Source organism: Pseudomonas sp. NBRC 111138 (genome assembly GCF_001320835.1).
In the GTDB taxonomy this organism is placed as follows: domain Bacteria; phylum Pseudomonadota; class Gammaproteobacteria; order Pseudomonadales; family Pseudomonadaceae; genus Aquipseudomonas; species Aquipseudomonas paracarnis.
Window position 1 is genome coordinate 83,451 of the sequence record NZ_BCBO01000013.1, and the last position, 20,028, is coordinate 103,478.

General features: G+C 58.7%; 33 protein-coding genes. 13 read left to right on the forward strand and 20 right to left on the reverse strand.

Features of this window, described 5'->3' with window-relative positions; genetic code table 11:
• Window positions 1-8: 8 nt before the first annotated feature.
• The 19 genes from APH41_RS02245 to APH41_RS02335 all read right to left on the reverse strand — a co-directional run bounded on the left by APH41_RS02245 (window position 9) and on the right by APH41_RS02335 (window position 11,827).
• Complete coding sequence (locus tag APH41_RS02245; RefSeq protein ID WP_034127822.1) at window positions 9-662, reverse strand: HK97 family phage prohead protease; 654 nt, start codon at window positions 660-662, stop codon at window positions 9-11.
• A complete protein-coding gene (locus APH41_RS02250; protein ID WP_054917187.1) occupies window positions 640-1,851 on the reverse strand; it encodes a phage portal protein in 1,212 nt (403 codons plus the stop codon). The genes APH41_RS02245 and APH41_RS02250 overlap by 23 nt, the downstream gene beginning before the upstream one ends.
• Window positions 1,851-2,042, reverse strand: coding sequence for a hypothetical protein (locus APH41_RS02255; RefSeq protein WP_034127824.1), 192 nt, complete (start codon window positions 2,040-2,042; stop codon window positions 1,851-1,853). Before APH41_RS02255 ends, APH41_RS02250 begins: the two co-directional genes overlap by 1 nt.
• Entirely contained in the window at window positions 2,039-3,766 is a 1,728-nt protein-coding gene (locus APH41_RS02260) for a terminase large subunit (protein WP_054917188.1), read from the reverse strand. Before APH41_RS02260 ends, APH41_RS02255 begins: the two co-directional genes overlap by 4 nt.
• Window positions 3,766-4,251 (reverse strand): phage terminase small subunit P27 family, encoded by a 486-nt coding sequence (locus tag APH41_RS02265; RefSeq protein ID WP_054917190.1) that lies wholly within the window; start codon window positions 4,249-4,251, stop codon window positions 3,766-3,768. The genes APH41_RS02260 and APH41_RS02265 overlap by 1 nt, the downstream gene beginning before the upstream one ends.
• 159 nt (window positions 4,252-4,410) lie before the next feature.
• A complete protein-coding gene (locus APH41_RS02270; RefSeq protein ID WP_054917191.1) occupies window positions 4,411-4,785 on the reverse strand; it encodes an HNH endonuclease signature motif containing protein in 375 nt (124 codons plus the stop codon).
• Window positions 4,776-5,135 (reverse strand): hypothetical protein, encoded by a 360-nt coding sequence (locus APH41_RS29590; protein ID WP_054917193.1) that lies wholly within the window; start codon window positions 5,133-5,135, stop codon window positions 4,776-4,778. The genes APH41_RS02270 and APH41_RS29590 overlap by 10 nt, the downstream gene beginning before the upstream one ends.
• Window positions 5,136-5,195: 60 nt before the next feature.
• Entirely contained in the window at window positions 5,196-5,513 is a 318-nt protein-coding gene (locus APH41_RS02280) for a hypothetical protein (RefSeq protein WP_054917194.1), read from the reverse strand.
• Window positions 5,513-5,884 (reverse strand): hypothetical protein, encoded by a 372-nt coding sequence (locus APH41_RS02285; RefSeq protein ID WP_054917196.1) that lies wholly within the window; start codon window positions 5,882-5,884, stop codon window positions 5,513-5,515. The genes APH41_RS02280 and APH41_RS02285 overlap by 1 nt, the downstream gene beginning before the upstream one ends.
• Before the next feature lie 118 nt (window positions 5,885-6,002).
• Window positions 6,003-6,566 carry a hypothetical protein gene (locus APH41_RS02290; RefSeq protein ID WP_054917197.1) on the reverse strand — a complete coding sequence of 188 codons (564 nt, stop codon included), beginning with the start codon at window positions 6,564-6,566 and terminating at the stop codon, window positions 6,003-6,005.
• A gap of 3 nt (window positions 6,567-6,569) precedes the next feature.
• Window positions 6,570-6,884 (reverse strand): hypothetical protein, encoded by a 315-nt coding sequence (locus APH41_RS02295; protein ID WP_054917199.1) that lies wholly within the window; start codon window positions 6,882-6,884, stop codon window positions 6,570-6,572.
• A 5-nt stretch (window positions 6,885-6,889) separates the two neighbouring features.
• Window positions 6,890-8,170: a site-specific integrase gene (locus tag APH41_RS02300; RefSeq protein ID WP_054917200.1), complete on the reverse strand. Its 1,281-nt coding sequence runs from the start codon at window positions 8,168-8,170 to the stop codon at window positions 6,890-6,892.
• Window positions 8,167-8,511 carry a Lar family restriction alleviation protein gene (locus APH41_RS02305; RefSeq protein ID WP_054917202.1) on the reverse strand — a complete coding sequence of 115 codons (345 nt, stop codon included), beginning with the start codon at window positions 8,509-8,511 and terminating at the stop codon, window positions 8,167-8,169. The genes APH41_RS02300 and APH41_RS02305 overlap by 4 nt, the downstream gene beginning before the upstream one ends.
• Entirely contained in the window at window positions 8,508-8,924 is a 417-nt protein-coding gene (locus APH41_RS02310) for a VRR-NUC domain-containing protein (RefSeq protein WP_054917203.1), read from the reverse strand. The genes APH41_RS02305 and APH41_RS02310 overlap by 4 nt, the downstream gene beginning before the upstream one ends.
• Window positions 8,921-9,217 carry a DUF1364 domain-containing protein gene (locus tag APH41_RS02315; RefSeq protein ID WP_032903588.1) on the reverse strand — a complete coding sequence of 99 codons (297 nt, stop codon included), beginning with the start codon at window positions 9,215-9,217 and terminating at the stop codon, window positions 8,921-8,923. Before APH41_RS02315 ends, APH41_RS02310 begins: the two co-directional genes overlap by 4 nt.
• A complete protein-coding gene (locus APH41_RS02320; protein ID WP_054917205.1) occupies window positions 9,189-9,950 on the reverse strand; it encodes a replication protein P in 762 nt (253 codons plus the stop codon). Before APH41_RS02320 ends, APH41_RS02315 begins: the two co-directional genes overlap by 29 nt.
• A complete protein-coding gene (locus APH41_RS02325) occupies window positions 9,950-10,726 on the reverse strand; it encodes a helix-turn-helix domain-containing protein (protein ID WP_054917206.1) in 777 nt (258 codons plus the stop codon). The genes APH41_RS02320 and APH41_RS02325 overlap by 1 nt, the downstream gene beginning before the upstream one ends.
• A gap of 11 nt (window positions 10,727-10,737) precedes the next feature.
• Entirely contained in the window at window positions 10,738-11,481 is a 744-nt protein-coding gene (locus APH41_RS02330; protein ID WP_082430406.1) for a phage regulatory protein/antirepressor Ant, read from the reverse strand.
• Between the two features lie 151 nt (window positions 11,482-11,632).
• A complete protein-coding gene (locus tag APH41_RS02335) occupies window positions 11,633-11,827 on the reverse strand; it encodes a Cro/CI family transcriptional regulator (protein ID WP_054917209.1) in 195 nt (64 codons plus the stop codon).
• Between the two features lie 106 nt (window positions 11,828-11,933).
• On the opposite strand from APH41_RS02335, the gene APH41_RS02340 reads away from it, so the two are divergent.
• The 7 genes from APH41_RS02340 to APH41_RS02365 all read left to right on the forward strand — a co-directional run bounded on the left by APH41_RS02340 (window position 11,934) and on the right by APH41_RS02365 (window position 15,893).
• Window positions 11,934-12,728: a LexA family transcriptional regulator gene (locus APH41_RS02340; RefSeq protein ID WP_156359018.1), complete on the forward strand. Its 795-nt coding sequence runs from the start codon at window positions 11,934-11,936 to the stop codon at window positions 12,726-12,728.
• Between the two features lie 369 nt (window positions 12,729-13,097).
• Window positions 13,098-13,376: a hypothetical protein gene (locus APH41_RS28695; RefSeq protein WP_156359019.1), complete on the forward strand. Its 279-nt coding sequence runs from the start codon at window positions 13,098-13,100 to the stop codon at window positions 13,374-13,376.
• Window positions 13,377-13,622: 246 nt separating this feature from the next.
• Window positions 13,623-14,006: a LuxR C-terminal-related transcriptional regulator gene (locus APH41_RS02350; RefSeq protein ID WP_047711387.1), complete on the forward strand. Its 384-nt coding sequence runs from the start codon at window positions 13,623-13,625 to the stop codon at window positions 14,004-14,006.
• A gap of 23 nt (window positions 14,007-14,029) precedes the next feature.
• The gene (locus APH41_RS28700; RefSeq protein ID WP_155290851.1) at window positions 14,030-14,191 is read left to right on the forward strand and encodes a hypothetical protein; all 162 of its coding nucleotides are present in this window, start codon (window positions 14,030-14,032) and stop codon (window positions 14,189-14,191) included.
• Window positions 14,192-14,841: 650 nt separating this feature from the next.
• Window positions 14,842-15,123: a hypothetical protein gene (locus tag APH41_RS02355; RefSeq protein ID WP_054917211.1), complete on the forward strand. Its 282-nt coding sequence runs from the start codon at window positions 14,842-14,844 to the stop codon at window positions 15,121-15,123.
• Window positions 15,120-15,434 carry a hypothetical protein gene (locus tag APH41_RS02360; RefSeq protein WP_054917213.1) on the forward strand — a complete coding sequence of 105 codons (315 nt, stop codon included), beginning with the start codon at window positions 15,120-15,122 and terminating at the stop codon, window positions 15,432-15,434. The genes APH41_RS02355 and APH41_RS02360 overlap by 4 nt, the downstream gene beginning before the upstream one ends.
• Window positions 15,435-15,515: 81 nt before the next feature.
• Window positions 15,516-15,893, forward strand: a complete 378-nt coding sequence (locus APH41_RS02365; protein ID WP_054917214.1) for a hypothetical protein — start codon at window positions 15,516-15,518, stop codon at window positions 15,891-15,893.
• On the opposite strand, the gene APH41_RS28705 is transcribed toward APH41_RS02365, so the two are convergent.
• Window positions 15,877-16,101: a hypothetical protein gene (locus APH41_RS28705; RefSeq protein WP_138761630.1), complete on the reverse strand. Its 225-nt coding sequence runs from the start codon at window positions 16,099-16,101 to the stop codon at window positions 15,877-15,879. The genes APH41_RS02365 and APH41_RS28705 overlap by 17 nt on opposite strands.
• Before the next feature lie 107 nt (window positions 16,102-16,208).
• Between APH41_RS28705 and APH41_RS02370 the strand changes: the two genes are divergently transcribed.
• The 6 genes from APH41_RS02370 (at window position 16,209) to APH41_RS02395 (ending at window position 19,981) form a co-directional block, all read left to right on the forward strand.
• A complete protein-coding gene (locus tag APH41_RS02370; protein WP_054917216.1) occupies window positions 16,209-16,685 on the forward strand; it encodes a hypothetical protein in 477 nt (158 codons plus the stop codon).
• A 120-nt stretch (window positions 16,686-16,805) separates the two neighbouring features.
• Window positions 16,806-17,399, forward strand: a complete 594-nt coding sequence (locus APH41_RS02375; protein WP_054917219.1) for a hypothetical protein — start codon at window positions 16,806-16,808, stop codon at window positions 17,397-17,399.
• Window positions 17,400-17,456: 57 nt separating this feature from the next.
• Entirely contained in the window at window positions 17,457-17,810 is a 354-nt protein-coding gene (locus APH41_RS02380; RefSeq protein WP_054917220.1) for a four helix bundle protein, read from the forward strand.
• A gap of 212 nt (window positions 17,811-18,022) precedes the next feature.
• Window positions 18,023-19,180 (forward strand): RNA-directed DNA polymerase, encoded by a 1,158-nt coding sequence (locus tag APH41_RS02385; RefSeq protein ID WP_177333542.1) that lies wholly within the window; start codon window positions 18,023-18,025, stop codon window positions 19,178-19,180.
• 43 nt (window positions 19,181-19,223) lie between these two features.
• Window positions 19,224-19,535, forward strand: coding sequence for a DUF4406 domain-containing protein (locus APH41_RS02390; RefSeq protein WP_054917224.1), 312 nt, complete (start codon window positions 19,224-19,226; stop codon window positions 19,533-19,535).
• Entirely contained in the window at window positions 19,532-19,981 is a 450-nt protein-coding gene (locus APH41_RS02395; RefSeq protein WP_054917226.1) for a hypothetical protein, read from the forward strand. Before APH41_RS02390 ends, APH41_RS02395 begins: the two co-directional genes overlap by 4 nt.
• The last annotated feature ends 47 nt before the right edge of the window (window positions 19,982-20,028 follow it).

The window sequence follows — 20,028 nt, forward strand, 5'->3', positions numbered from 1 at the left end:
GAGGCTCCTTAAATGCGGGTCAGTAAAGATTTGAGGGATTGCATTGCATCGTCGGCATCCGCCTCTCGCGGTGAAACTGCGCCGTAGCCCTTGGCCATAAAGGCCTTGGCCTGGGAGCCAGAAAACCCAACCTCTCGAAGGGCTCGCTCCACTTTGCTGGGCGGCGGTGTTTCGCCGCGGGCCAGCAGAGATTTCACATCAGTGATCCGGGCCTCATCGTTGGCCGGGAACGTGACCAGGGAGAGCTCCCAAAGGTCGATGGCCTTCAGAATCCAAACTCCCTTCTCCTTGTCATACTCGTAGTCATCGAGCATGTAGCCGATGGAGGTCCCGGTCAGGCTGCCTGCCTTCATGTGCGCATGGGCACGCTTGGCAAGCGGGTCATCCTCAATAAGCAGGCGCCCTTTGAAGAACAACCCCACATCGTCTTCACGCATCTCGGTGTAGATGCCGATCGGTTCGTTCATGTTGTGCTGCCAGAGCATGGCCGGCAGGCGGCCCTTCTCTTTCCACTTGGCCAGACTGGCCGTGAATGCCCCGCGAACAACCACGTCGCCGTAGCTGTCCTCGACACCAAACACAGAGCCATAGCCCTCGAACTCGCCGCTTTCGCTGACCGATTTAATGGTGAGCGGTCGGTCAAGACGCTGTTTTGTCTGCATCGTCGGCAGCCTCTGGTTTGGTAGTCATGTTCATCGGGGTTAGATAGATATCGCCGCCTTCGCGGGGGTTTTCGTCTTCCAGTTCGCGGCAGTCGTTGGGGCTCAAAATCCCCCATTGGATGCCCTTGCCATAGGATTCGTAGCGGCCTTTGAGGTCACCACGCATCAGGGCCCCAGCATTGAACTTGGCGTAATGCGTCAGGCGGTCTTTCTCGCTGAGCAGGCCGACCTGAATGCGGTGCTCAATACGAGTCATGATCGGAACCAGCGAGTAGTTCACGAAGCTCATGCCCATGTGTTCGATGTTGTTGAGCGTCATCTTTTCCATGCTGGCCACCAAGTGCGGCGGCACGCGGAACAAGCCGCAGATCTGCGACTCGGTAAGCTTTTTTGATTCGATGAACTGGGTGTCTTGGGCGTTAAGGCTGATCGGCTTCCAGTCCAGCCCCATCTCCAGAATCATCGGCTTATAGGCGTTGGCCACGCCCATGTGCTCGCCCTGAAAATCCGCCTTGAGCCGCGCGAACGCTTCGTCGGTGAGCTGTTGCTCGGTCCGCAGGACACCACTAGTTACGGCGCCGTTGGTGAACAGCTTGGCAGCGTGAGCGTCCATCGCCTGGCCTAGCCCCAGCGCCTGACGCGCATAGGCAATCGGATTCAGCCCGTTGAGCCCATCCAGCGTGAACAAACGAACATGCCAAATCTCATCCTGGGTTAGCGTTTGAACGCCCGATTTGAAATTGACCTTGTATTCAACTGTCCAATCATCCTTGAGCTTTGGCGTAACGATGTCCGGGTTGAGCGGTAGAAGCTCAACCACGTTGCCCAGCGCCTTCACTTTATAGGCGTAGAAATTACCGCGAAGACAAAGACACGCCACCAACATCTCCCAGAACTCCTGGGCGGTCATGTAGCTATTGGGGGCCATGGTGATCAGGGGGTAGAGCCGGTGCCCCGTGGCAGGCAATCGGACGCGGCCCGTTTGCTTCAAAAGCCTACAAGGCAGCATCCCCATCGACTCCGCCAGCACCCGCACGCAGTTGAATACAACAAGTTGCTGCATAGCGCTGGTGGTTGTTACCCGTTGGCCGGCATTGCTTTCATAGCCAGCGCCCAGCGCTTGGGCAAGCTTCTCCGGCGTATCAATGACCTGTGTGTCGTTTTTCCTCCCAAGAAGTGAACGAAGCATCAGCGTCCACCTCGCACGATTGAGTACACAGACAGGGTGATCAGTAGCGCCCCACATACAGTCAATGCCAAAGGCTCACCCATCCACACCCACAACCCTCGAGTCAGCAAGGCCAGGCCAAGCACGCCGACGAGATCAGGCAAAGCCTCTTTCAGCGCCTCCAACTTTGGCGGCTTGATTTCTTCGGTCATAGGGTTCGAATTCCGTGCTTGGAGATATGGTCAGAAAGGGTGTCGTCTGGGTGCAGGTTCGCGAGAACGCGACCGATCGCCATGATCAACCCCACAGCCCCGTCAATTTTGTTGTCGTCGCCCTGCTTGATCGGGCGCACCACGTCATCGTTACCTGGAAGATTTTTCCCAATGACGTTGCCGATGCACCAGGTCATGATCGGGTTGCCGTCGTGATGGAACCGGCCCGACTCAATAGCGGCTTCCAGCTCTTTCATTGGGTCCGACATGTTGGTGTAGTTCTGGGTGGTGGTAATTGGGTTGAAACCCTCATCATCCAGATCGTGACTCAACCCAGTGGCACCAAATGGGTCGATTGGCGACTCCCGCAAAGGAGCCTGATGATTTGCCTCTTTCGTATCCTCCAAGATCTCTCGGTAATCGACCTCGGCCCCATCAGTTACTTCCAAGTGCCCGGAGTGAATCCATGCCTGAAACCGCTCAGACATCCGCTTGTTATCGGTATTGAATGCGGTGTCGTAGGGAACCCAGAACTTCGGGGCCACGCTGTAGTAGTGGACTTTCCCGTCAATCATTCGCCAGAACAGGCGAGCCCTTGAGTTCATGTCGAGCTTGCGCGCCAGGTCGAAACCTGCATTCCACTCTTGGCCCTCGAACTGCTCCAGGGTCAGCGTGGTGTCCTCGCAAGCCTTCCAGCTTTCCATGTTGTAGAAGCCGGACTTGGCACTCACCCAGAGATTTAGGTGCTTTGTCTTGAAGGTGTTGGTGAATCTGGCTGAGCGAATCGCTCTGGCCTGCTGGCTCTCCAGATACTCCTGGAACACCGACACCCCATGGTTCGGGTTGGCCTTGGCCAACATCTTCGGGTCAGTCCAGTCATCCCCCTCATCAAGCGTCCAGATCCAGCCGAACAACTCATCGTCGGGCACGGTGCCCTCGAGCATCTCGATTACCTGGCGGCGCTTGTCGTAGCAAGGACCCTCAATGTCGGAGCCGGCGGTGGTGATGATGAACATCAACGGCTGCCGCCTGGCCCCCATACCGGTGAGCATGGTGTCGTATTGGGCTGACGTTGGGTGTTCGTGATATTCGTCGACGATGGCACAGCTTGGTGAGGCACCATCACCTGGGTTGCCGATCAGCGGCTCGAAACGACTGAAGTCCGATGGGATGTTCATGTTCGAGGCGTTCACCTCAATGCCGGCGGCCTGCACCAGCATTGGCGACTTGGTGACCATCAGCTTCGCCGGGCGGAACACTTCCCAGGCCTGCTTCTCTGTCGTGGCACCTGCATACACCTCGGCACCGTACTCACCATCGGCGACGAACATGCTTATGCCAACACCACCAGCAACGACTGACTTTCCGTTCTTGCGGGGAACCTCCCAATAGCTTTCGCGGAACCGTCGGTAGCCACCCTTCTTCCTGACCCAGCCGAACGTCACCGCAATACCGAACAGTTGCCAGGCCTCAAGAGTGATCAGTTGTCGCTTGAATGCCCATTCGCCTTTAGTGTGCGGCAACAGCTGCATCAGCTTGAGCTTCTTCTCGGCCTTGGCTGGATCGAACTTGAAGCGGAATGCGCGCTTGCGGCTGGCAGCCAAATCATCGAAGTGGCGCTGCACCGCCTGGTGGATGTAACGGCACGCAGGAACCTTCCCGCGCAACAGAGACCTTCCCCACGCCATCGCCTTGTCGACATTGGGGTGGGCAGATTTGGTCATCAGGTTCTCAGCAGGTTGGCAAATTCGTTGGTTTCTTTCTCCTTGTTACCGCCGATCAGGCGCGTACGACTGGCCGGATCGAGCCCAAGCATCGAGCCGAAGGTCACGATCTGACGCATCGTTTCGTTGGCAGCGGTCAGTGCTGGGTTCTTTATCGGGCCGCCCTGCGCACCAGCCACCACGATTCCGTGCTGCTGGACTGACTCTTGGGCCATGCGCCAGTTGTCATACGCAACGCAGAACGCTTCGACGTTGTGCAGATCGGTGATCGCCACGACGTTTTCGCGCAGCAATTCGGGTACAACCATGCGCCACATCTGGGCAGCGCGATTGCTCAACCACTCAGGCGGATCGACATCTGTGATTTTTGAAAACTCTGGCTCGGCCTTATTGAGCGCTCGCTTGCCAGGATTTCCGGCGAGCAATTTCTTGGCCGTCGGCTTGGGTTTGCGACCACGGCCGGCGACCGTGGCGGTGCCTCCCATCGCGCAACTCCTGGATTTTTAATTTCGCGGGTGTGAAAAAACGATTGAGGGCGCGGTCTAGAAGCGAAAAGGCCCAGACTTTCGACCCTCCCCCTCCCTTTCTGCGCGAATAGTTCTCATTTGTTCGTTTTTCACTGCTTTTCGGCCATTTTTCTGTTTTCAGCGCCGGGAATTGCCGAAACCACCGTCCTCGGAGGCCGTTTTGCTGGAGTGGCACGGACCACACAGGCTCTGCCAGTTGTCACGATCCCAGAACAGGGTCATGTCACCTTTGTGCGGGATGATGTGGTCAACATCCGTCGCCGCGACCACCTTGCCTACCTGCTCGCAGCATCTGCACAGCGGATGCTTGGCCAGCCAACCTGCCCGAGCCTGCTGCCACTTGTAGTTGTAGTGGCGCTTGGTGCTGCTCTCTCGAGGCTTGGCCCAGGTCGAACTCTTAAGCAGGTGGGCATGTTCATCACAGTACCGAGGGTTGCGGGTCAGCGTGTTGCAGCCCTGGGCGTTGCACGGCTTCTGCGGTCTCAGCGGCACGGGGTGCCGTCCATGTATGTCAGCGGGCGAGCATCAGGGTCGTGCTCGCCCTGGTCCTCTGCCAGTGCCTGGATCAACAGGCTTTGCTGCTCGGCCATCCGCTCGAGGATCGCCGTCTGCTTCTTCTGCTCATCCAGCAGACCTTGAATACCTGGCTGCAACTGAGCAGTCGCACCACCATCAAGCACAAGCATCTGAACGCCCATCCGATCAGCCACGGGTGCGAGGCTGTCTGCCATCCTTTTCCGCTGCTCCGCCGTCAGGGGGTGCGGGGTGGTCACCACCAACAGGTCGCCCTTCTTCGGGCTCACCTTCTGGCTCTGGTCTGAATAGTTTTCCTGCTCGCTCATATGCCAGCCTCGTCATCTTGTTTATCCATTCGCGCCGAGCAGCGCATCCACTGCAAGCCATCACTGGCCTACTCGGTTGAGCGCTTCATCCGCCTTGTCCGCGGCCTGGGCTGCGGTAGTCGCAGCCCTCGACGCCTTGTCAGCAGCGGTGCCAGTCTTGCGAGTCAGCTCTTCAAGTCGCTTGTCACGTTCGTCCATGGCGGTGTCATAGGCCTTGCGGATGTCGGTGACCTGGTTGCTCTGCTTCTCGGCAAGAGACCAGTACGCGGCCTGGTAGCCAAAGATGGCGCCGCCACCAACGAGAGCGAGCGCGATGACCCAGACCTCGAAGCGCCTCCACCAATGGCGGGCGATGAAGTTGATTGCGCATCTTTCCATCAGTTGTTACCTCCAAGTTGAGTGCGCAGACGGGAGATCTCCTGGCTCTGCGATGTCACCTTGTCAGTGAGTTGAGCGACCTGACTGGTCAGCGCATCAATGCGCCCTTCCATTCGACCTACAGCTGCGGCCAGTTCATTGCGTTCTTTGGCGAACTGATCGGCTCGGGCCTCGGCCTCTTTGCGAGCGACACGCTCCGAATCAAGCAGCTCGTTCAGGCGCCGCACGGTGCCGATGTCGGCATTGTCCATGACGCGCTCTGTGGCATCCCTAGAGAGGAACTTCCTCAGCCAGAGAAAGACGCCGAGCAGGATGGTGCCGCTGCCGCCCAGCCAAGCAAAGGCGCCAGGGCCGAGGTCGTTTGGATCCATCCGATACTCCAGAAACGAAAAAGCCCCGCACAGTGGCGGGGCTCAGAATTTTTGGTCGTCTCTCATAACGCGCAAGATCGACATGATGGGGTTAATTTACGGCCAGTCGGCCAATGGGTCAAGCGGCATCTACAAAGATTTGTTCGCTGTCGAATATCTCGGTCGCATGGATCACGGCCTGCTCTTCGAGCTTCTCCAAACGCTTGTGGATTCCGCCTCGCCAGTTGCGGCGTGTGCGTTCCGGCGAGCCGGCCAGGTCCCAGGTGTTCATGTCGTAGAACTCGACAGGCAGCACGATCATGTCAGTGGACCGCTTACCAACCTGAACGCCCTTCAGCTTCGGTATGGCCCAGGCCGTCAGCGCCTTATAGATGAACAGCTGCGGTGCCGGCGAAACCATGCGCGCTACCAACCTGCCAATGGCACCGACCTTGTTGGCCTTGTGCGTGGAGTACTTGGCCACCAGCACATCCCACTGGGCCGGGTCGAGCTGACGGTGCAGCAACGCATAGAGGCAGCAGTCGTAATCGAACTTGTCCCTGACCGACAGCGTGCTACCCGTGCCGCCCTGGCGCAGATCGGCGTCGATAAGTTTCTGCCATGACTGCTTGGTGCTGTTGTCGATGTTGTCTGCTGCCAGCACCCGAACCAGGGTGCTCATCACGTCCTTATACATAGCCATGGTTCAATCCCCTGTGTAGTTGGTGCCGCCGGCGCCGCGACGGTTGTTCTGTTCGTACTGCTGATGCGCGCCACCGGCAGCGCGGTTCGCCTTGGCAATCTCGTCCAGCGCCTCACGCAGTCTGGTGTTAAGCACCTGCACAACATCGATGAGCGGCAGCGCTTTAAGCGTTCTCCCGCAAACCCAGCCGGAGGCATGGCAGTTCTCGCAGGTCATTTGATGAAAGACACCCGTGTAAATGCCAGTGCCTCGGCAAACGGAGCACTCAACGATGAACTTCAATTCCCGGCGAAAGGCGGGGCCATGCTGCTTTTTCATCGTTTTTAAACCTCGCCTATGGTTGATTCTTGAATGGCCTTGCAGCCCTTGCTTTCCGTGGCTTCCAGCGAATTACCGGAATCTCCCGTTCTAACGCCGGTCAACCCGTGAATCAGGGCAAAACCACGCTGGTCTAGATGCGCGTGCCACTTCTCCAAGGCATCGCGCTTGCGCCCCATCACGTCGGATTGGATGTACACCTTCACGTTGTGACCCATGGCATGGTTAATCAGCAGTTCACCGATCAAGTGGTCGATGCCGATATCTGCCCAACCGGTGCGGGCCACCTTGCGCAGGTCGTGGCTGGTCCACTCACCACGTCCCAGGCGCGTGAACACGGCACTGGCCTGGCCCTCGCTCAGTGGCTTGCCGTTGCGAGCCGGGAACACGTACTGCCCGTCGTAGCCATTGGCGTACTGGCAGTCGCGGTAACGCTTCAGGATTTCGCACATCTGCTCGGTCAGCGGCAGGTGATGCTCGACGCCGGTCTTGGTGTGGTCGCCAGGGATGAACCACTCGCGCTCGGCCAGGCTGATGTGCGGCCACTGCGTCAACCGGCTTTCACCGATGCGGGTACCGTGACACAGCATCAACAGGGCCAGCATGGCGTCACGCGGAGCTGAGACGAACACGTCAGCCAATTGCTCGAGCACTTCAGGTAACTGGACGCCACGCAGCCGGGACGGCTTGATGCCGACCTTGGCCTTGGAGAAGTCGCTGAACTTGATGCCGGCCATGGGATTAGAGGCGATCAGGCCCAGCTTGAATGCCTGGCGAAAGGCCAGGGCAAGGAGCTGGAACACCAGGCGCACGTAATCGATGGATAGCGTCTCCTGCAATGGCCACATCAACTGGCTGTCCAGTGCGGCCTTGTCTACTCCATTCAAGGAAAGGTCGCCCAGTCGCGGGATCAGGTGGCATTTGATAGCCGAGGCGCCGGTTTTCTTGCGCTTGCTCGACAGGTTGCGATCACGGGCCATGCGCTCGGCGTACCAGGACAGCAGCTCACCGACGGTTGCCCACTTCGAAAGACTGGAGCCCTCGCCCGCTTCCAGGCGCAGGCGAATGGCCGGGAGTGCCGCAACCACCTGCTTGGTGTTCAGGTCGGGGTAGCTGCCGATCAGGTTCCACTCGCGCTTTTTGACCAGATACCAGGACGCGCGGTCACGGGCCTTGGTGAAGCGCAGGTAAAGACCGCGGTTGTCTGTGTCCCGCAGATCCCGCACGGCGCCGGCGGCCTGGCGCTTGATCTCGGCGTCGGTGATTTTTACGGCGGCGCTGCTCATGATGATGCCCTCGGCCAGATATTCAAGCCTTCCTTCTCGCCACCGTCGTAGCAACCACGAGCCCTGTTGTGTCGCTCATTCCAGCGCTCGATGGCGATCCGCATCACGTCAGCCACCTCGAGGTCGTAGATATGCTCAAATGTGCCGAGCGAGCACGTATTGATCTTTGGGCCTTGGGCGCCGCAGTCATGGCACCAGACATGCGCCTCGTACGCTTCATCGAAGTCTTCGTTCTGCTTGTGCTCTTCGAACACCTCTTCCTGGGAAATCCAGTTGTGCGCAATGATGCACGGCGGCCCTTCGCAGAATGGGCACGGATTCATCTTGATTGGCTCGATCATGCCGCAGCCCTCGTCTGTGGTTGAAGTAGGTAAGCCCGGATTGCCTCAAGGGCGTCGACGTGCCCGCGGCAGACGATGGCCAGGTAACCCTGATCGGTCAGCGCCTGCAGGTATGCGTCCTGGGCCGGGGAGACTGCGGCGTCATAGGGCGCCCGGGCTTTGAATTCGATGTAAAGGCCGAAGTACCCGCCGCGGGCCATGGGCAGTACCAGGTCGGGAACACCCGCCTTCACGCCCTGCTCTTTCAGCTTGATCGCCACCAGCTTGTGCCGGTGCCCACCGTTCGGGACGTGAAAAATGAGCTTGGCGGCGACTGGGTAACGCAGCGCGACTTCCTTGAGCAGCGCGGCCTGCTCCAGGCCCTCACGGTCGATGGACTTGGCGCGCACTGGCTTCGCAATGAATGGCTTCAAAGTTTCACCTTTCCTTCACTGATCAGGATGTCTTGGGTGCGCATGACGCCTTCGGCGAGGAACAGGCGGACCTCGTATTTGGTCAGCTCCCCGGGCGCACGCAGGCGTCCGTCGGCAATGTCGTGGCAGTAGCCACAGGCCCAGGCCGCCTGGAAGTCGTTGGGTTTCATGCCCATGCCGCAGGTACCGGCCAGGCGGTAGTGCGCCAGAACTGTGGTGGACGGCTCGCAAGAACAGCCAGGGAACCGAACCTGGCAGTCACGATCACGCGCGGCCTTCGTAAGTTTGCTCATTGAGCCTCCCGATACCGAATCTGGCCAGCAACTCTTGGCGGGCGGCCTTGCCATCCGTCTTGATACCCATCCGGGCGACCTGCGCACAGGCAACTCGCTCGGTGAGCTCCGAAGCCAGCTCGGCGGCCGATTTGTTGCCGTCGTAACCAATGCCCACGGCGATTTCTTCAAGCGGAAGCCCCTGCACCAAGCGGCGAATTGTTATGTCGTAAGCCCGGTCAAACACCTTGCTGGCCTTCTCGGGGATCAATTCGCCGAGGTTATGCAGTTCGCACTGCAAAGCAGCGTGACGGACCGCCGGGTGAGACCAGGTGCGCGCACCAAAACGGCTTGGGTGGGAGTTTTCGAGCGCCTCGCGGAACGCCTTGTCGTGGGAAGGGATGCCTAGCATCTCGGGAGTCGGCTGGCACCATTTGATGAACTTGCCGACGCTTGGCGCAAAGTCTCCGCCGATCTGCCGGCAGTTCTGCAGTCCGTACCGGATCTGCTCAAGGGTCGTTATCCCCGCAACGATGAACGCCTTGATCCAGCTGCGCTTGGCGGCATTCAGCGATTCGGCATCAGGCCAAGCCTGTTTCCAGGCCGGGAAAATTGCCTGCAATTCTTTGAACAGCGCGTTCACGACGTCGGCAGTACCCGGCGGCAACTGCTTCGGCTGAACCAGCATTACCGGCGGAAGATTGCCCATCGTGCTGAGCAGCTGCTCGGTGCTGCGTGGCTTTTTAATTTCCATCACAGATCCCCCAGATCGTTCGCCCAGCTGGTGTCATCGAAGTCAGGCGCCTTGCCCTGCCCCGAAGCTTTCACGCGTTCGCGCTTGACCCACTGAACCAGCCGGTAGCACCAGCCGGCGGAGGTGTCGATGGTTGATGGCTTGGCGACGAAGAACCCCATGAACGCCCGAATCGCCGCTTCAGGGACCGCATCGGCAGGAAGCCCGGCGATAGTGATTTGATCGGACAGCCCCTTCTCGTTCGGAACCCAGGTGGCGAACATGGCGAAGCGCTGGCGATCGTCCTGCGGTTCGATGGCGGCGTTGTTCTGTTCGGCGAGCGCGGCATCAATCTCGCGCTGCTGCAGCTGCTCTTCGGTTCCTTGATGGTTAAGTGGTGGATTGGGTGCAACTGCTGCACCCCGTTCTGTTCCAGGCTGCACCCCGTTCTGTTGTGGGTTGCACCCCGTTGCGTCATCTGCACCCCGTTTTGTTCGGGGTGCAGGATTTGCACCCCGCGATATCTGAAGGTCGTAAACGACTGGGCGGCGGTCATGGCGATCGATATGCACAGCCGCGATAGCCTGGTTGCCCTTCTGGATCAGCCCGGACTTCTCCAGATCGTCCAGCTTGTAACGTACGGTACGTTCGGATAGGCCTGTGTCTTGGGCCAGGGTGGAAGCAGATGGAAAGGCGCCGGTACCGTTGGAGCCGGCATAGTTGGCCAGGCACAGCAGCACATGCCGAGCGCTGGAGTCTTTGAGGGTTTGAACGGGCAAAGAGAGCGCCCATGACATTGCTTGAACGCTCACAGCGAAGCTCCGATATTCTTTTCAGCCAAATAGGCCAAGCCTTTGGGTGTCACGAGGGGTTGGAAGGCTGCACGATCCTCGCCGGTCTCGGGGTCGCTCTTCAGCGCCGTGACCTTGTGGACCAGATAGCCGGAGGTGATACGCGGCTGGTAGGCGGTCCAACGTTTGGAACCACCACGGTGGAAGATCCACCGGTTCTTCTCCAGCCACAGGAACAGCCGGGACGGCGGAACCTGAAGTTGTTTGGCGGCATCGCTAATGCAGATCGCGCCGAAGGCCGATGCCAGGCGCTTGATGGCAGCGACCTTCGGTGCCTGATCCAGAATAACCAGTCGAAGAGATTGGTTTTCCTTGGCTTGGTCGGCGGCCGCCTGAAGTGCCTCTGCGTAGGTCGCCGGAATTTGGAACTGATCCGCCCTCGCCTCCAGCTCCTGCCAGCGATCAATGATCCGCGCGCGCAGTTCGACGTTGTAGCCGGAGACCACCACCAGAGTGTCGCGCTGGGAAAGCAGGAACTCCCGATAGACCTGACCGTTCTGCGGGTGGATATAGGGGGTGTCGTTTGAAGAAACGACACCCTTTGCAACCAAGGCCCGGACGGTTTTCAGCACGTTGTCGTGCGTGCTGCCGGCCAGCTCGGCGATTTCGCGTGAAGACATAGTGTGTCGCGACACGTTTTGTTCATGACGAAAAAGTGTCGCGACATGGGGGGTATTGCCTGGAGCGGTATTGGTGTTCATAATGGCCCCACTGTGTTTTACAAGTTGTTGAAAGGACCGCCCTGCCAGGCGGTTTTTTTATGTCTGCGATTTGGGTACTGGATGAATCAACAGCTAATCCAAATCACTTTTACCCCTCTCGCAATTGGCGGAAAATCTTCCTATCAAGTGCTTACGCTACTGATCTCTGGGACGGGAAAGGCCTTACCTCTTCCGCAACAAAAGAGCCATCCGCACGCTCGGTTACGAAAATATCGCGGCCAACGCGCAAGGCCTTGTTCAAGGCGCCTTGGCTCATGCCCAAAAGGGAGGCCGCTTTGGTCTGGCCCTTTTCCACTGCGAACTCTTTGAGAGTGATGCGGCTCATCGCCATATCTCCGTTGGTATCCATGGCGCGAGATTATCTCCCATGGAGATACTTTGCAACTCCATTGGAGATGGTGAGTTATTGCCTTTGGGAATATTCTTGAGAAATGACTAACGAAAGACGCCCGCTGCATGACTGGGAAAAGGCTGAATGTGCTGCTCTGAAGGCGGCCCTTTCGGCTTTTAACTCTCAGCGCCCTAAAGAAAAACGACTTACCCAAGAAGAAATTGCGTTGTCGCTTGGCATGAGCCAGGGAACGCTAGGAAGCCATTTGAACGGGCACCGCGCGATAAGTCATAAGCTCGCTGTAGGCATGGCTAAGCTTCTCGAAGTCCCGGTGAAAAGCTTTAGCTCTCGAATTGCAGAAGAAATTGGTGAGATGGCGTCAGCGGCAGGAGTCAATTCCAGCGCCGCCAACGACGCAGAGACTCCGCAGCGCATTCCGCCCCGGCACTTTGATCTGGCTGATGATAAGAGCTATACAGGCGTGCTCCAGCTCACCGCTCGCGGATCTACCGGAGATGGTGAAGACAACTCACACGTCGAGATCCGTGGCGTCATGGCGTTCAAATCGGAATGGCTGCGCGCCAATCATCTGAACCACCGCCACCTTGATGTGATCTATGCCAACGGGCACAGCATGGAGCCGACCATTAACGATGGCGACGTGCTGCTGATTGATGAATCCAGACTCGAACCCAAGGATGGGCAAATTTTTGCCATGCAGAGCGAGTCGAAAGGCACGATAGTGAAGCGCCTGATCAAGTCAGACTTCGATGGCTGGATTATCCGCAGTGATAATCCAGACAAGGCTCGCTACGGCGATGAGACGCTGCGCGACGGAGAAATAAACGAGGTCCGGATTATCGGTCGAGTTGTCTGGCGCGGCGGCATGCTATAGCCGATCTTCGACGCCCCCGTACCTCTTCCAATGACTACCCGCCGCTGAGCGGGTTTTTATCGCCTTCGAAAATAATTATCTCCATTGGAGTTGACACGAATATTTCCATGGGAGATATTTACTCCATCGCCGGATAACAACCGGCCAGATGGAAGGCAGCGATGAACCGGCCTCAACGGTTCAGATGGGTGGCCACTACCCAAGGCGCGCAGCGTAAAGCGATCAAAAAAAGTGTTCTGGTGGGCTGGGCCGCGACCAGGTGAACAATTTGAATGAGCCCGTACCGCGCCAGCAGCGCCGAAGGGACGGAAATTTTCACTGATGCACCTGGTTGTCCGGGTGCATTGGGAAAACAACCGGAGCATAACCATGAACGCAGACGAACGAAGGGTTGCCGCGCCAACTCTGCAGGAGCGAATTGAAGCCGCCCTGATGACCTTGGCTTGTCATGGGGACCCAGGCCTCAGGACGAAAATGAGCCTGATGTATCCGAGTGAGGACATTGCCCCGATCAGCTGCTTGAAGTTCGCGACGATTGTCCTCAGCCGGACAATAGCTGCTTCATTACAAGCTTTGCCTCCTGGGGAGATTGAGAGGACTTCGAAAGAGTTAGCTGAATATCTCTTTTCAGAATTCGAATGTCCGTGACGGCATGCCAAAAGCCATTGGCTACCAAGATGGCATCACCAACCTTGATCGGCTCATCGCTCTCGTAGCTCTTCGGGCATGAGTCATCAAAGTCATATCCGTACTTCAGTATGAATTTGCGCATAGCAAGTTCGCCCTCCTTTGCAGGCTGTGTTGTGTGAGAGCGCTCAGCCTAGCGCAAAGCCCGTCACCTGGGCAGTGGTGAGGTGGCCGCTGGCCACCTACTAATTTCCCCGAGGGTTCGAAATGGACGCAACAATCATCAGCGGCGCATGGAAGGGTCATCTCGGACGCGGCCTTGCGCCAAAGGAAGTTCAGTACCTGCTGGGCACCGCCCAGGGCAAGACAGCAAAGGAGATTGCCCGCCAGTTCGACGTGGCGGCCTGCACCGTGGCCAAGCGTCTTTCCTGCGCCATGTTCAAGCTTGGCGTGACCCGCCAGACAGCGGCGGTCGCCGAAGCCATGCGCCGGCAGATCATCTCGCCGATGTGCTTCGTCCTGGCCAGCCTGATCGCCATGCACGCAATGATCGGTGACGACTCAATGCGTCGTGATCGCCGAGTACCGGAACGCCGTACGGCCCAGGTGCGGATGGTGCGCCGGGCCGAACAACCCGTGTTGCTCGCCTAATTCATCCACCAGAGGCACCCACCATGAAGCACGCTACAGCAATCTCCCAGCTCGAAACCCACGCATCCAACTGCGAAAACAACGCAGCCATCCAGGAGCGCGAAGGCGAACACGAAAGTGCCGCTACCAACCGCTCTAACGCTGCCGACTACCGCCAGGCAATCGAAGCGCTGCAGGCCGAATAAACATCACTTCTGCCCATTCAATGAGTGGGCAGCGGGATGGCAGAGGCCTACGGAAATGGGCGAACTACACGTATGAACCCCATATAAAAGTAATGGTGACGTGGAAGTCCGGTGCAAGCCCAGGCCCGAGCACCTGGTACTCCCCAGCACCAGGCCGCATCGGAGTGTGATCTGTTTGCCCCGCAATGGGTGGGCCCAGTAATGGGAAGCCGGAGCGGAGGAATATTGGAGGCGAAAGCCGGTAAGCCGGGCAGCCAAGACCGGACGACAGATCACACCCCGATGCGGACGACCAATACCGCTATGCGGCCACCTGCATCAACCACCAACTGGAGAACACCATGCTCCTACTGATCCTGATCGGTGCCACGCTGAGTTTCGAGAGGCCAGAACCTCGAGTGCTCGCAAGCGTGCCAGGCGATCAAGTGCGCCTCCACCGTGAGGCATGGCGATGTCCCACCGGGGTCTCGGCGTTCTGGCGCTGACGGTCCCGCCAAAAACTCAAACGACTGCATCCGAGAATGGCCCGAACGTCCAACGGGCCTTTCTTTTGCGCGCCTTTACCCGTCAGCACCCTCCCCTGGGCCCACCGGCACATACCAGGCGGTCAGGGTGCTGACGAATAAACGCAACCCACTGAGGTATCCACCATGCACGCATTAATTCAACAGCGCGTAGACGGGGTTGCGGCCCTGCACGTTCGCTCCCGCATCGCCACCGAAGACTTCTACGCCATCATCGGCATGGAGCCACCCGTGCAGAAGATTCGCTTTCAGATCCGCACCGCCGGCAAGGCTTACCACATCGTGGAGCTCGCCACCGGAAAGGTGAAGGGCTTCCGCTGGACCTGGAAGGATGCCAGCAACTTTGCCCAGGCCCTGGAATCTCGTGCAGACGGCGTGAAGGTGACGCTGTCGGGTGGTGCGCAATGATCGGCGTACCGACGCCAAACCCGAAAGACGCTGTGATTGCCGACCTTAACCGCCAGATGGATGCGTTCTTCGGCGCGGGCAATTCAGTTGAAGAAATCGCCAGCGGCGTATCAGGCGAGAAAGGCGGACCAATCAAAAGCACTCGTAGCGAGAAGCTGCGCGCCGTGCGGGACAAGATAGCGCCGCGGTTAAAGCGCCTTGTCGACGATGGGTATTCGCTGCACGAGGCTTGCCTGGAAGCCGGCGTTGACTACAAGCGCGCCAGGCTGATCGCCAGCGAAAACAACTTCAAGCTGCCCAGCAACCCATGAGGCGGATCAGCAACCAGGTGCGAAAGCGCCGGCGGCAGGCATGGCTTGATTTGCCAGCACATGAAATCGAAGAGGTAGGCCATGGCCGAGGAAGAGCTGACAGCGGAAGCCAAGAAGCAGCGCCGCAAGCGCGAGAAGGCAGCAGCGAAGGACGCTGCATTGGGCGTCGAGAAGTTTACGGTTGAAGTGGCCGGGGTGTTCAAGGGCGATCTTCGAAAGGTGATGAAGGCCCACGGCATCAACAACCAGCAAGACATTCACCAGCGGCTGATCATCAACCTGATTGCCGCTGACTTCGATACCCAGGCCCAGATGCTCAAGTGTGTCACGACACCTTTTGTTGTTTCTGAAAAGGTGTCGCGCATCATTCAGGCAGCCGGAATGAAATCGTTGGCCGACGATCCGCCCGAGCCTGACGATGAAGTTTGTGAGCCGGTGGCTGTTACCACTTCAGCGTAACTTTGCCACCACCCGCAGCACCCAATCGAACCAGATCATTCGTTGGCAAGCCTCCGACACCCGTTAGTGTTAAGCCACCACCTTTACTTGATGCTGCGGCCAGACGAACAAGATCATTGACTTGTCTGCCTTGGGCATTCAACTCCAGTGCCGCACCGGCAGCCAGAATCCGCACCAGATCATTAACTGCTATCGCATCAAAGCTCATCTGCTCTCTCCATGACCCGGCTCCATGCCGGTCACCCGTAATACCCCAACCCAAACCAAATTGCCACCACCGGACTCCGGAGGGCGGCGCTTACCCGGAGTAATTCCATGACCAAGCAAGCACAGCAAACAGTACTCGCCGCCGAACTCCCAGAGCGCGGCCAACCTCTGGCCGGCGGCGTGTTCGTCACCCGCTACTGGCTCAACGGTGTAGAGCGCGCCCTGATCCTGTTGCCTGACGAACTCAGCGGGCCGTGGGGCGAGTACGGCGTCGAGATCAAAGGCGCAGGCAGTTACAGCGACGGCGAAGCCAACACCCGTGCAATGGCTGAAGCTGGCAGCGTGATTGCCATCAAGGCGCTGGAGTTGGGTGGCCACATCCCGTCCTGCCTTGAGGGGCAGCTGGTGATGGCAGCCAAGGCCGATGGCCTGGTGGTGCTGAACGAAGAGCGCTTCCATTGGCTGAGCTCGCAGCGCGCCGCCTACACCGCCTACATCATGGACTTTGAAGATGGCTGGCTCAGCCTCACCGGCGAGGGCGACGAGCGGCTCGCGCGCCCTGTCCGCAGCCTCATCATTCAGTAATTCATTTCTTCATTCGTTTTTCGCAGGTGATTCCCGGGAGCGCCAGGACGGCGCTCAGACCAGAAGCTCGTCGGGAAGCGCCGGCTACCTGCACCCTTATCTCGCTTACAGGAGCATCCCATGCGCGCAAATCAACTGACCACGTATACCCAAGGCGATTTGGTTATCAGCAGTCCGGACCAATCGATGGTGCTCAAGCTCGCAACGCTCGCCCTTGCCACTGAGCCCGCAGTCACCGAAAGCCATATCCCTGCCATCGGCCAATACTGGCCCGGTGAAGGCGGCGTGAACGGGGGCCTATTCCCTGGCGGTGACAAACCCTACTACTTGATCGTGCCGACTGGCAGCGATGCTGAGGCGGCCCATGAGTGGGGCGGCTACGGCCAGGAACTCGACGGTGCCAAATCCCTATGGGATGGACAGGAGAACACCGCATACCTGGCAAGTAGCAACCGGGAGCATGACCACCCTGCCGCCCAGTTTTGCGCCGCATTCGAGCGTGACGGGCACAAGGACTTCTATCTTATGGCGCGTCGTGAGGCGTCCTTCCTCGAAATCACGGTTCCACAGGTATTCACCCAGGCTTACCACTGGACCAGTTCGCAGCGCGCCGCCCTCTACGCCTACTACATGGCCTTTGGTGATGGCTGGCTCCTCTACCACGTCAAGTACGTCGAGCGGCTCGCGCGCCCTGTCCGCAGAAAGTTTATTTGATCATTCAATTCTTCATTCATGGGTGCAATAGCACCCTCGCTTTTCAGGAGGCCAGGGATGGCGCTGCATACGGATTTGGAAATCCACAAGGTAGCCGAGGAATTGCTCGGGCTTTCGCTTGACCTGGTGCGCAATATCCCGCGCGACCTCAAACAGGTTGTCGGGGCAAAGATCCGGGACGAGTGCTTGCAGGTCCTGGTGCTGATCGGCCGGGCCAACATGACCCGGGACAAACTGCCCCAGATCAACCTCCTACTTGAAAGCATCTGGATGCTCAACTACTTGCTGCGCGCCCTCACCAATCGAGGATTGATCAGCAAGGGGCAGCACGCCAAGGCAATGAAGATGACGGCCTCTGTAGGTCGACAGGCAAACGCCTGGAAGAAGTCCGCAACCGCGCCCGCTGCTTGAGGGTCAAGGCCCTCTTGCCTGTGCGCAAAATCTGGTCGAGCCGCTGACCTCCGGGTCACCGCCATGCGCACAACAGATACCGCCGGTCTAAAGCGTCCGCGTAGGTCTCGCGCAGTTTCCGAACTGATCGGTAATGCCTTCGATTCGGCGATGTAGATAGCTCGACAGGTCGCAGCGCACCGCCAACAACGCCTACAACATGGACTTTGAAGATGGCTGGCTCAACAACAACGACAAGAACAACGAGCGGCTCGCGCGCCCTGTCCGCAGATTTAAGTGTTGCTCCCTTCCAGTTCGAGGATCTCGTCCAGGCTTACTACGACTGTCGGCGCAACAAGCGGAACTCCGCGAGTGCCCGGTTGTTCGAGAAGGATATGGAGATCAACTTGCTGGAGCTGTACGACGACCTGATTGCCGGCACTTACCGGCCAGGCCGATCCATTTGTTTCGTTGTCACCCGACCCAAAGCCCGCGAAGTGTGGGCGGCAGCCTTTCGGGACCGCGTCGTCCACCACCTCATGTACAACCATGTGGCACCGCGCTTCTACGCCAGCTTCATAGCTGACAGTTGCGCATGTATTCCAGGGCGCGGCACGCTGTACGCCGCCACCCGACTTGAATCAAAGATCCGTAGCGCCAGCGAGAACTGGTCAAAGCCGATCTTCTATCTGAAGTGCGACCTAGCCAACTTCTTCGTTGCCATCGATAAGGCCGTGCTGCGCAAGCAACTGGAAGCCAGGATCACCGAACCCTGGTGGCTGGCCCTGGCTACGCAGATCCTCATGCACGACCCGCGTGAGGATTACGAGACCCGCAGCCCGGCGCATCTGTTCAACCGGGTGCCGCAGCATAAGCGCCTGGTAGCCCAGCCCGCGCACCTCGGCCTGCCGATCGGCAACCTGTCGTCGCAGTTCTTCGCCAACGTCTACCTCGATGCACTGGACCAGTTCGCCAAGCATCGCCTGGGCGCCAAGCACTATATCCGGTATGTCGATGACTTCGTGTTTCTGCATGAATCGCCTCAGCAGCTGAACCGATGGCTGGCCGAGGTCGAAGCATTCCTGCCCAGGCTCGGCGCCAAGTTGAACCCCACCAAGACGATCCTGCAGCCAGTGGATCGCGGCGTCGACTTCGTTGGCCACGTCATCAAGCCTTGGCGGCGCACCACCCGCAAGCGATCACTGGCCCAGGCCCTGAAGCGAACAGCCGCGGCGCCGGCCGAGGATCTGCGCGAGACGGCCAACAGCTATTTCGGCCTGCTCAGTCAGGCCAGCCACAGCCATGCGGACCGGGCAGCACTCGCCCGCGTCGTGCTGAAGCGCGGCAATAGCGTCAACGCCGCGCTGACCAAAACCTTCCAGAAGAAATAACTCCCCACTCTACTGCCTGGGCATGGCTCGGCAAGGACTCCCCGTGAAACGAATTTACCTCAGCGGACCCATGAGCGGCTTGCCAGGGCTGAACTTCCCCACCTTCCACAACATGACCGCCAGCCTCCGCGCCAGCGGCCACACAGTCACCAACCCCGCCGAGATAAACCCAGAAGGCGGCACCTGGACCGACTGTATGCGCCGCGACATTGCCGCCCTGATGGACTGCGACACCGTGGCCACCCTGCCCGGCTGGGAGCATTCAAAGGGCGCAAAGCTGGAGGTTCTGATCGCCGAGAAGCTCGGCATGACCGTTGTGGATGCCCATGATCTGGTAACGAGGGAGGCTATATGAGCAGTCAATGGAAACTGGTGCCGGTTGAACCGACCGAAACCATGGTGATAAACGGCTTCGAGTCGGAGCCGAACGAGTGCTTTTCCGATGAGGAGGTCTGGGAACAGTACCTAGAAATGAGCGGCTGCCAGCAAGCGGCGTTCCGCGCGAAGCTGTGCTGGGCCGCCATGCTCGCCGCCGCTCCGGAAGCGCCTGTCACCAATGAGCGTTCCGACAAGGACTATGCCATTGAGCATGCCGAGTACATGGCCAAGTCAGCCGATGATGTGCTGGCGAAGTTCCAGGCATACGGCCTGGCCCTTCTGGCCGTCGATGAGGGCGGCGACGATGGTGAAGGTGAGTTGCTCGAAAATATCGACTCAACCCGCGGCGACCTGCAGGAGTCACTGGTAGATCTGCGCAGCATGGTTTACGAGTTCCGCAAGCGTGCCGCCAAATCCCGATAGGAGTACATCCGTACTCCTGCGAAAAACCTGTAACCCCTCCCCCTTCA

Excerpts from the sequence above, each read along its gene's own strand:
- APH41_RS02265 (WP_054917190.1), bottom strand. The coding sequence starts at position 4,251 with ATGGGAGGCACCGCCACGGTCGCCGGCCGTGGTCGCAAACCCAAGCCG.
- APH41_RS02280 (WP_054917194.1), bottom strand. The coding sequence starts at position 5,513 with ATGGAAAGATGCGCAATCAACTTCATCGCCCGCCATTGGTGGAGGCGC.
- APH41_RS02315 (WP_032903588.1), bottom strand. The coding sequence starts at position 9,217 with ATGAGCAAACTTACGAAGGCCGCGCGTGATCGTGACTGCCAGGTTCGG.
- APH41_RS02295 (WP_054917199.1), bottom strand. The coding sequence starts at position 6,884 with ATGAAAAAGCAGCATGGCCCCGCCTTTCGCCGGGAATTGAAGTTCATC.
- APH41_RS02375 (WP_054917219.1), top strand. The coding sequence starts at position 16,806 with ATGCGCGCAAATCAACTGACCACGTATACCCAAGGCGATTTGGTTATC.
- APH41_RS02285 (WP_054917196.1), bottom strand. The coding sequence starts at position 5,884 with ATGGATCCAAACGACCTCGGCCCTGGCGCCTTTGCTTGGCTGGGCGGC.
- APH41_RS02340 (WP_156359018.1), top strand. The coding sequence starts at position 11,934 with ATGACTAACGAAAGACGCCCGCTGCATGACTGGGAAAAGGCTGAATGT.
- APH41_RS02245 (WP_034127822.1), bottom strand. The coding sequence starts at position 662 with ATGCAGACAAAACAGCGTCTTGACCGACCGCTCACCATTAAATCGGTC.
- APH41_RS28695 (WP_156359019.1), top strand. The coding sequence starts at position 13,098 with ATGAACGCAGACGAACGAAGGGTTGCCGCGCCAACTCTGCAGGAGCGA.
- APH41_RS28705 (WP_138761630.1), bottom strand. The coding sequence starts at position 16,101 with ATGAGCTTTGATGCGATAGCAGTTAATGATCTGGTGCGGATTCTGGCT.
- APH41_RS02305 (WP_054917202.1), bottom strand. The coding sequence starts at position 8,511 with ATGATCGAGCCAATCAAGATGAATCCGTGCCCATTCTGCGAAGGGCCG.
- APH41_RS02335 (WP_054917209.1), bottom strand. The coding sequence starts at position 11,827 with ATGAGCCGCATCACTCTCAAAGAGTTCGCAGTGGAAAAGGGCCAGACC.
- APH41_RS02395 (WP_054917226.1), top strand. The coding sequence starts at position 19,532 with ATGAGCAGTCAATGGAAACTGGTGCCGGTTGAACCGACCGAAACCATG.
- APH41_RS02255 (WP_034127824.1), bottom strand. The coding sequence starts at position 2,042 with ATGACCGAAGAAATCAAGCCGCCAAAGTTGGAGGCGCTGAAAGAGGCT.
- APH41_RS02385 (WP_177333542.1), top strand. The coding sequence starts at position 18,023 with ATGGCTGGCTCAACAACAACGACAAGAACAACGAGCGGCTCGCGCGCC.
- APH41_RS02360 (WP_054917213.1), top strand. The coding sequence starts at position 15,120 with ATGATCGGCGTACCGACGCCAAACCCGAAAGACGCTGTGATTGCCGAC.
- APH41_RS02370 (WP_054917216.1), top strand. The coding sequence starts at position 16,209 with ATGACCAAGCAAGCACAGCAAACAGTACTCGCCGCCGAACTCCCAGAG.
- APH41_RS02325 (WP_054917206.1), bottom strand. The coding sequence starts at position 10,726 with ATGTCATGGGCGCTCTCTTTGCCCGTTCAAACCCTCAAAGACTCCAGC.
- APH41_RS29590 (WP_054917193.1), bottom strand. The coding sequence starts at position 5,135 with ATGAGCGAGCAGGAAAACTATTCAGACCAGAGCCAGAAGGTGAGCCCG.
- APH41_RS02380 (WP_054917220.1), top strand. The coding sequence starts at position 17,457 with ATGGCGCTGCATACGGATTTGGAAATCCACAAGGTAGCCGAGGAATTG.
- APH41_RS02250 (WP_054917187.1), bottom strand. The coding sequence starts at position 1,851 with ATGCTTCGTTCACTTCTTGGGAGGAAAAACGACACACAGGTCATTGAT.
- APH41_RS02260 (WP_054917188.1), bottom strand. The coding sequence starts at position 3,766 with ATGACCAAATCTGCCCACCCCAATGTCGACAAGGCGATGGCGTGGGGA.
- APH41_RS02300 (WP_054917200.1), bottom strand. The coding sequence starts at position 8,170 with ATGAGCAGCGCCGCCGTAAAAATCACCGACGCCGAGATCAAGCGCCAG.
- APH41_RS02350 (WP_047711387.1), top strand. The coding sequence starts at position 13,623 with ATGGACGCAACAATCATCAGCGGCGCATGGAAGGGTCATCTCGGACGC.
- APH41_RS02365 (WP_054917214.1), top strand. The coding sequence starts at position 15,516 with ATGGCCGAGGAAGAGCTGACAGCGGAAGCCAAGAAGCAGCGCCGCAAG.
- APH41_RS02330 (WP_082430406.1), bottom strand. The coding sequence starts at position 11,481 with ATGAACACCAATACCGCTCCAGGCAATACCCCCCATGTCGCGACACTT.
- APH41_RS02355 (WP_054917211.1), top strand. The coding sequence starts at position 14,842 with ATGCACGCATTAATTCAACAGCGCGTAGACGGGGTTGCGGCCCTGCAC.
- APH41_RS02320 (WP_054917205.1), bottom strand. The coding sequence starts at position 9,950 with ATGGAAATTAAAAAGCCACGCAGCACCGAGCAGCTGCTCAGCACGATG.
- APH41_RS28700 (WP_155290851.1), top strand. The coding sequence starts at position 14,030 with ATGAAGCACGCTACAGCAATCTCCCAGCTCGAAACCCACGCATCCAAC.
- APH41_RS02290 (WP_054917197.1), bottom strand. The coding sequence starts at position 6,566 with ATGGCTATGTATAAGGACGTGATGAGCACCCTGGTTCGGGTGCTGGCA.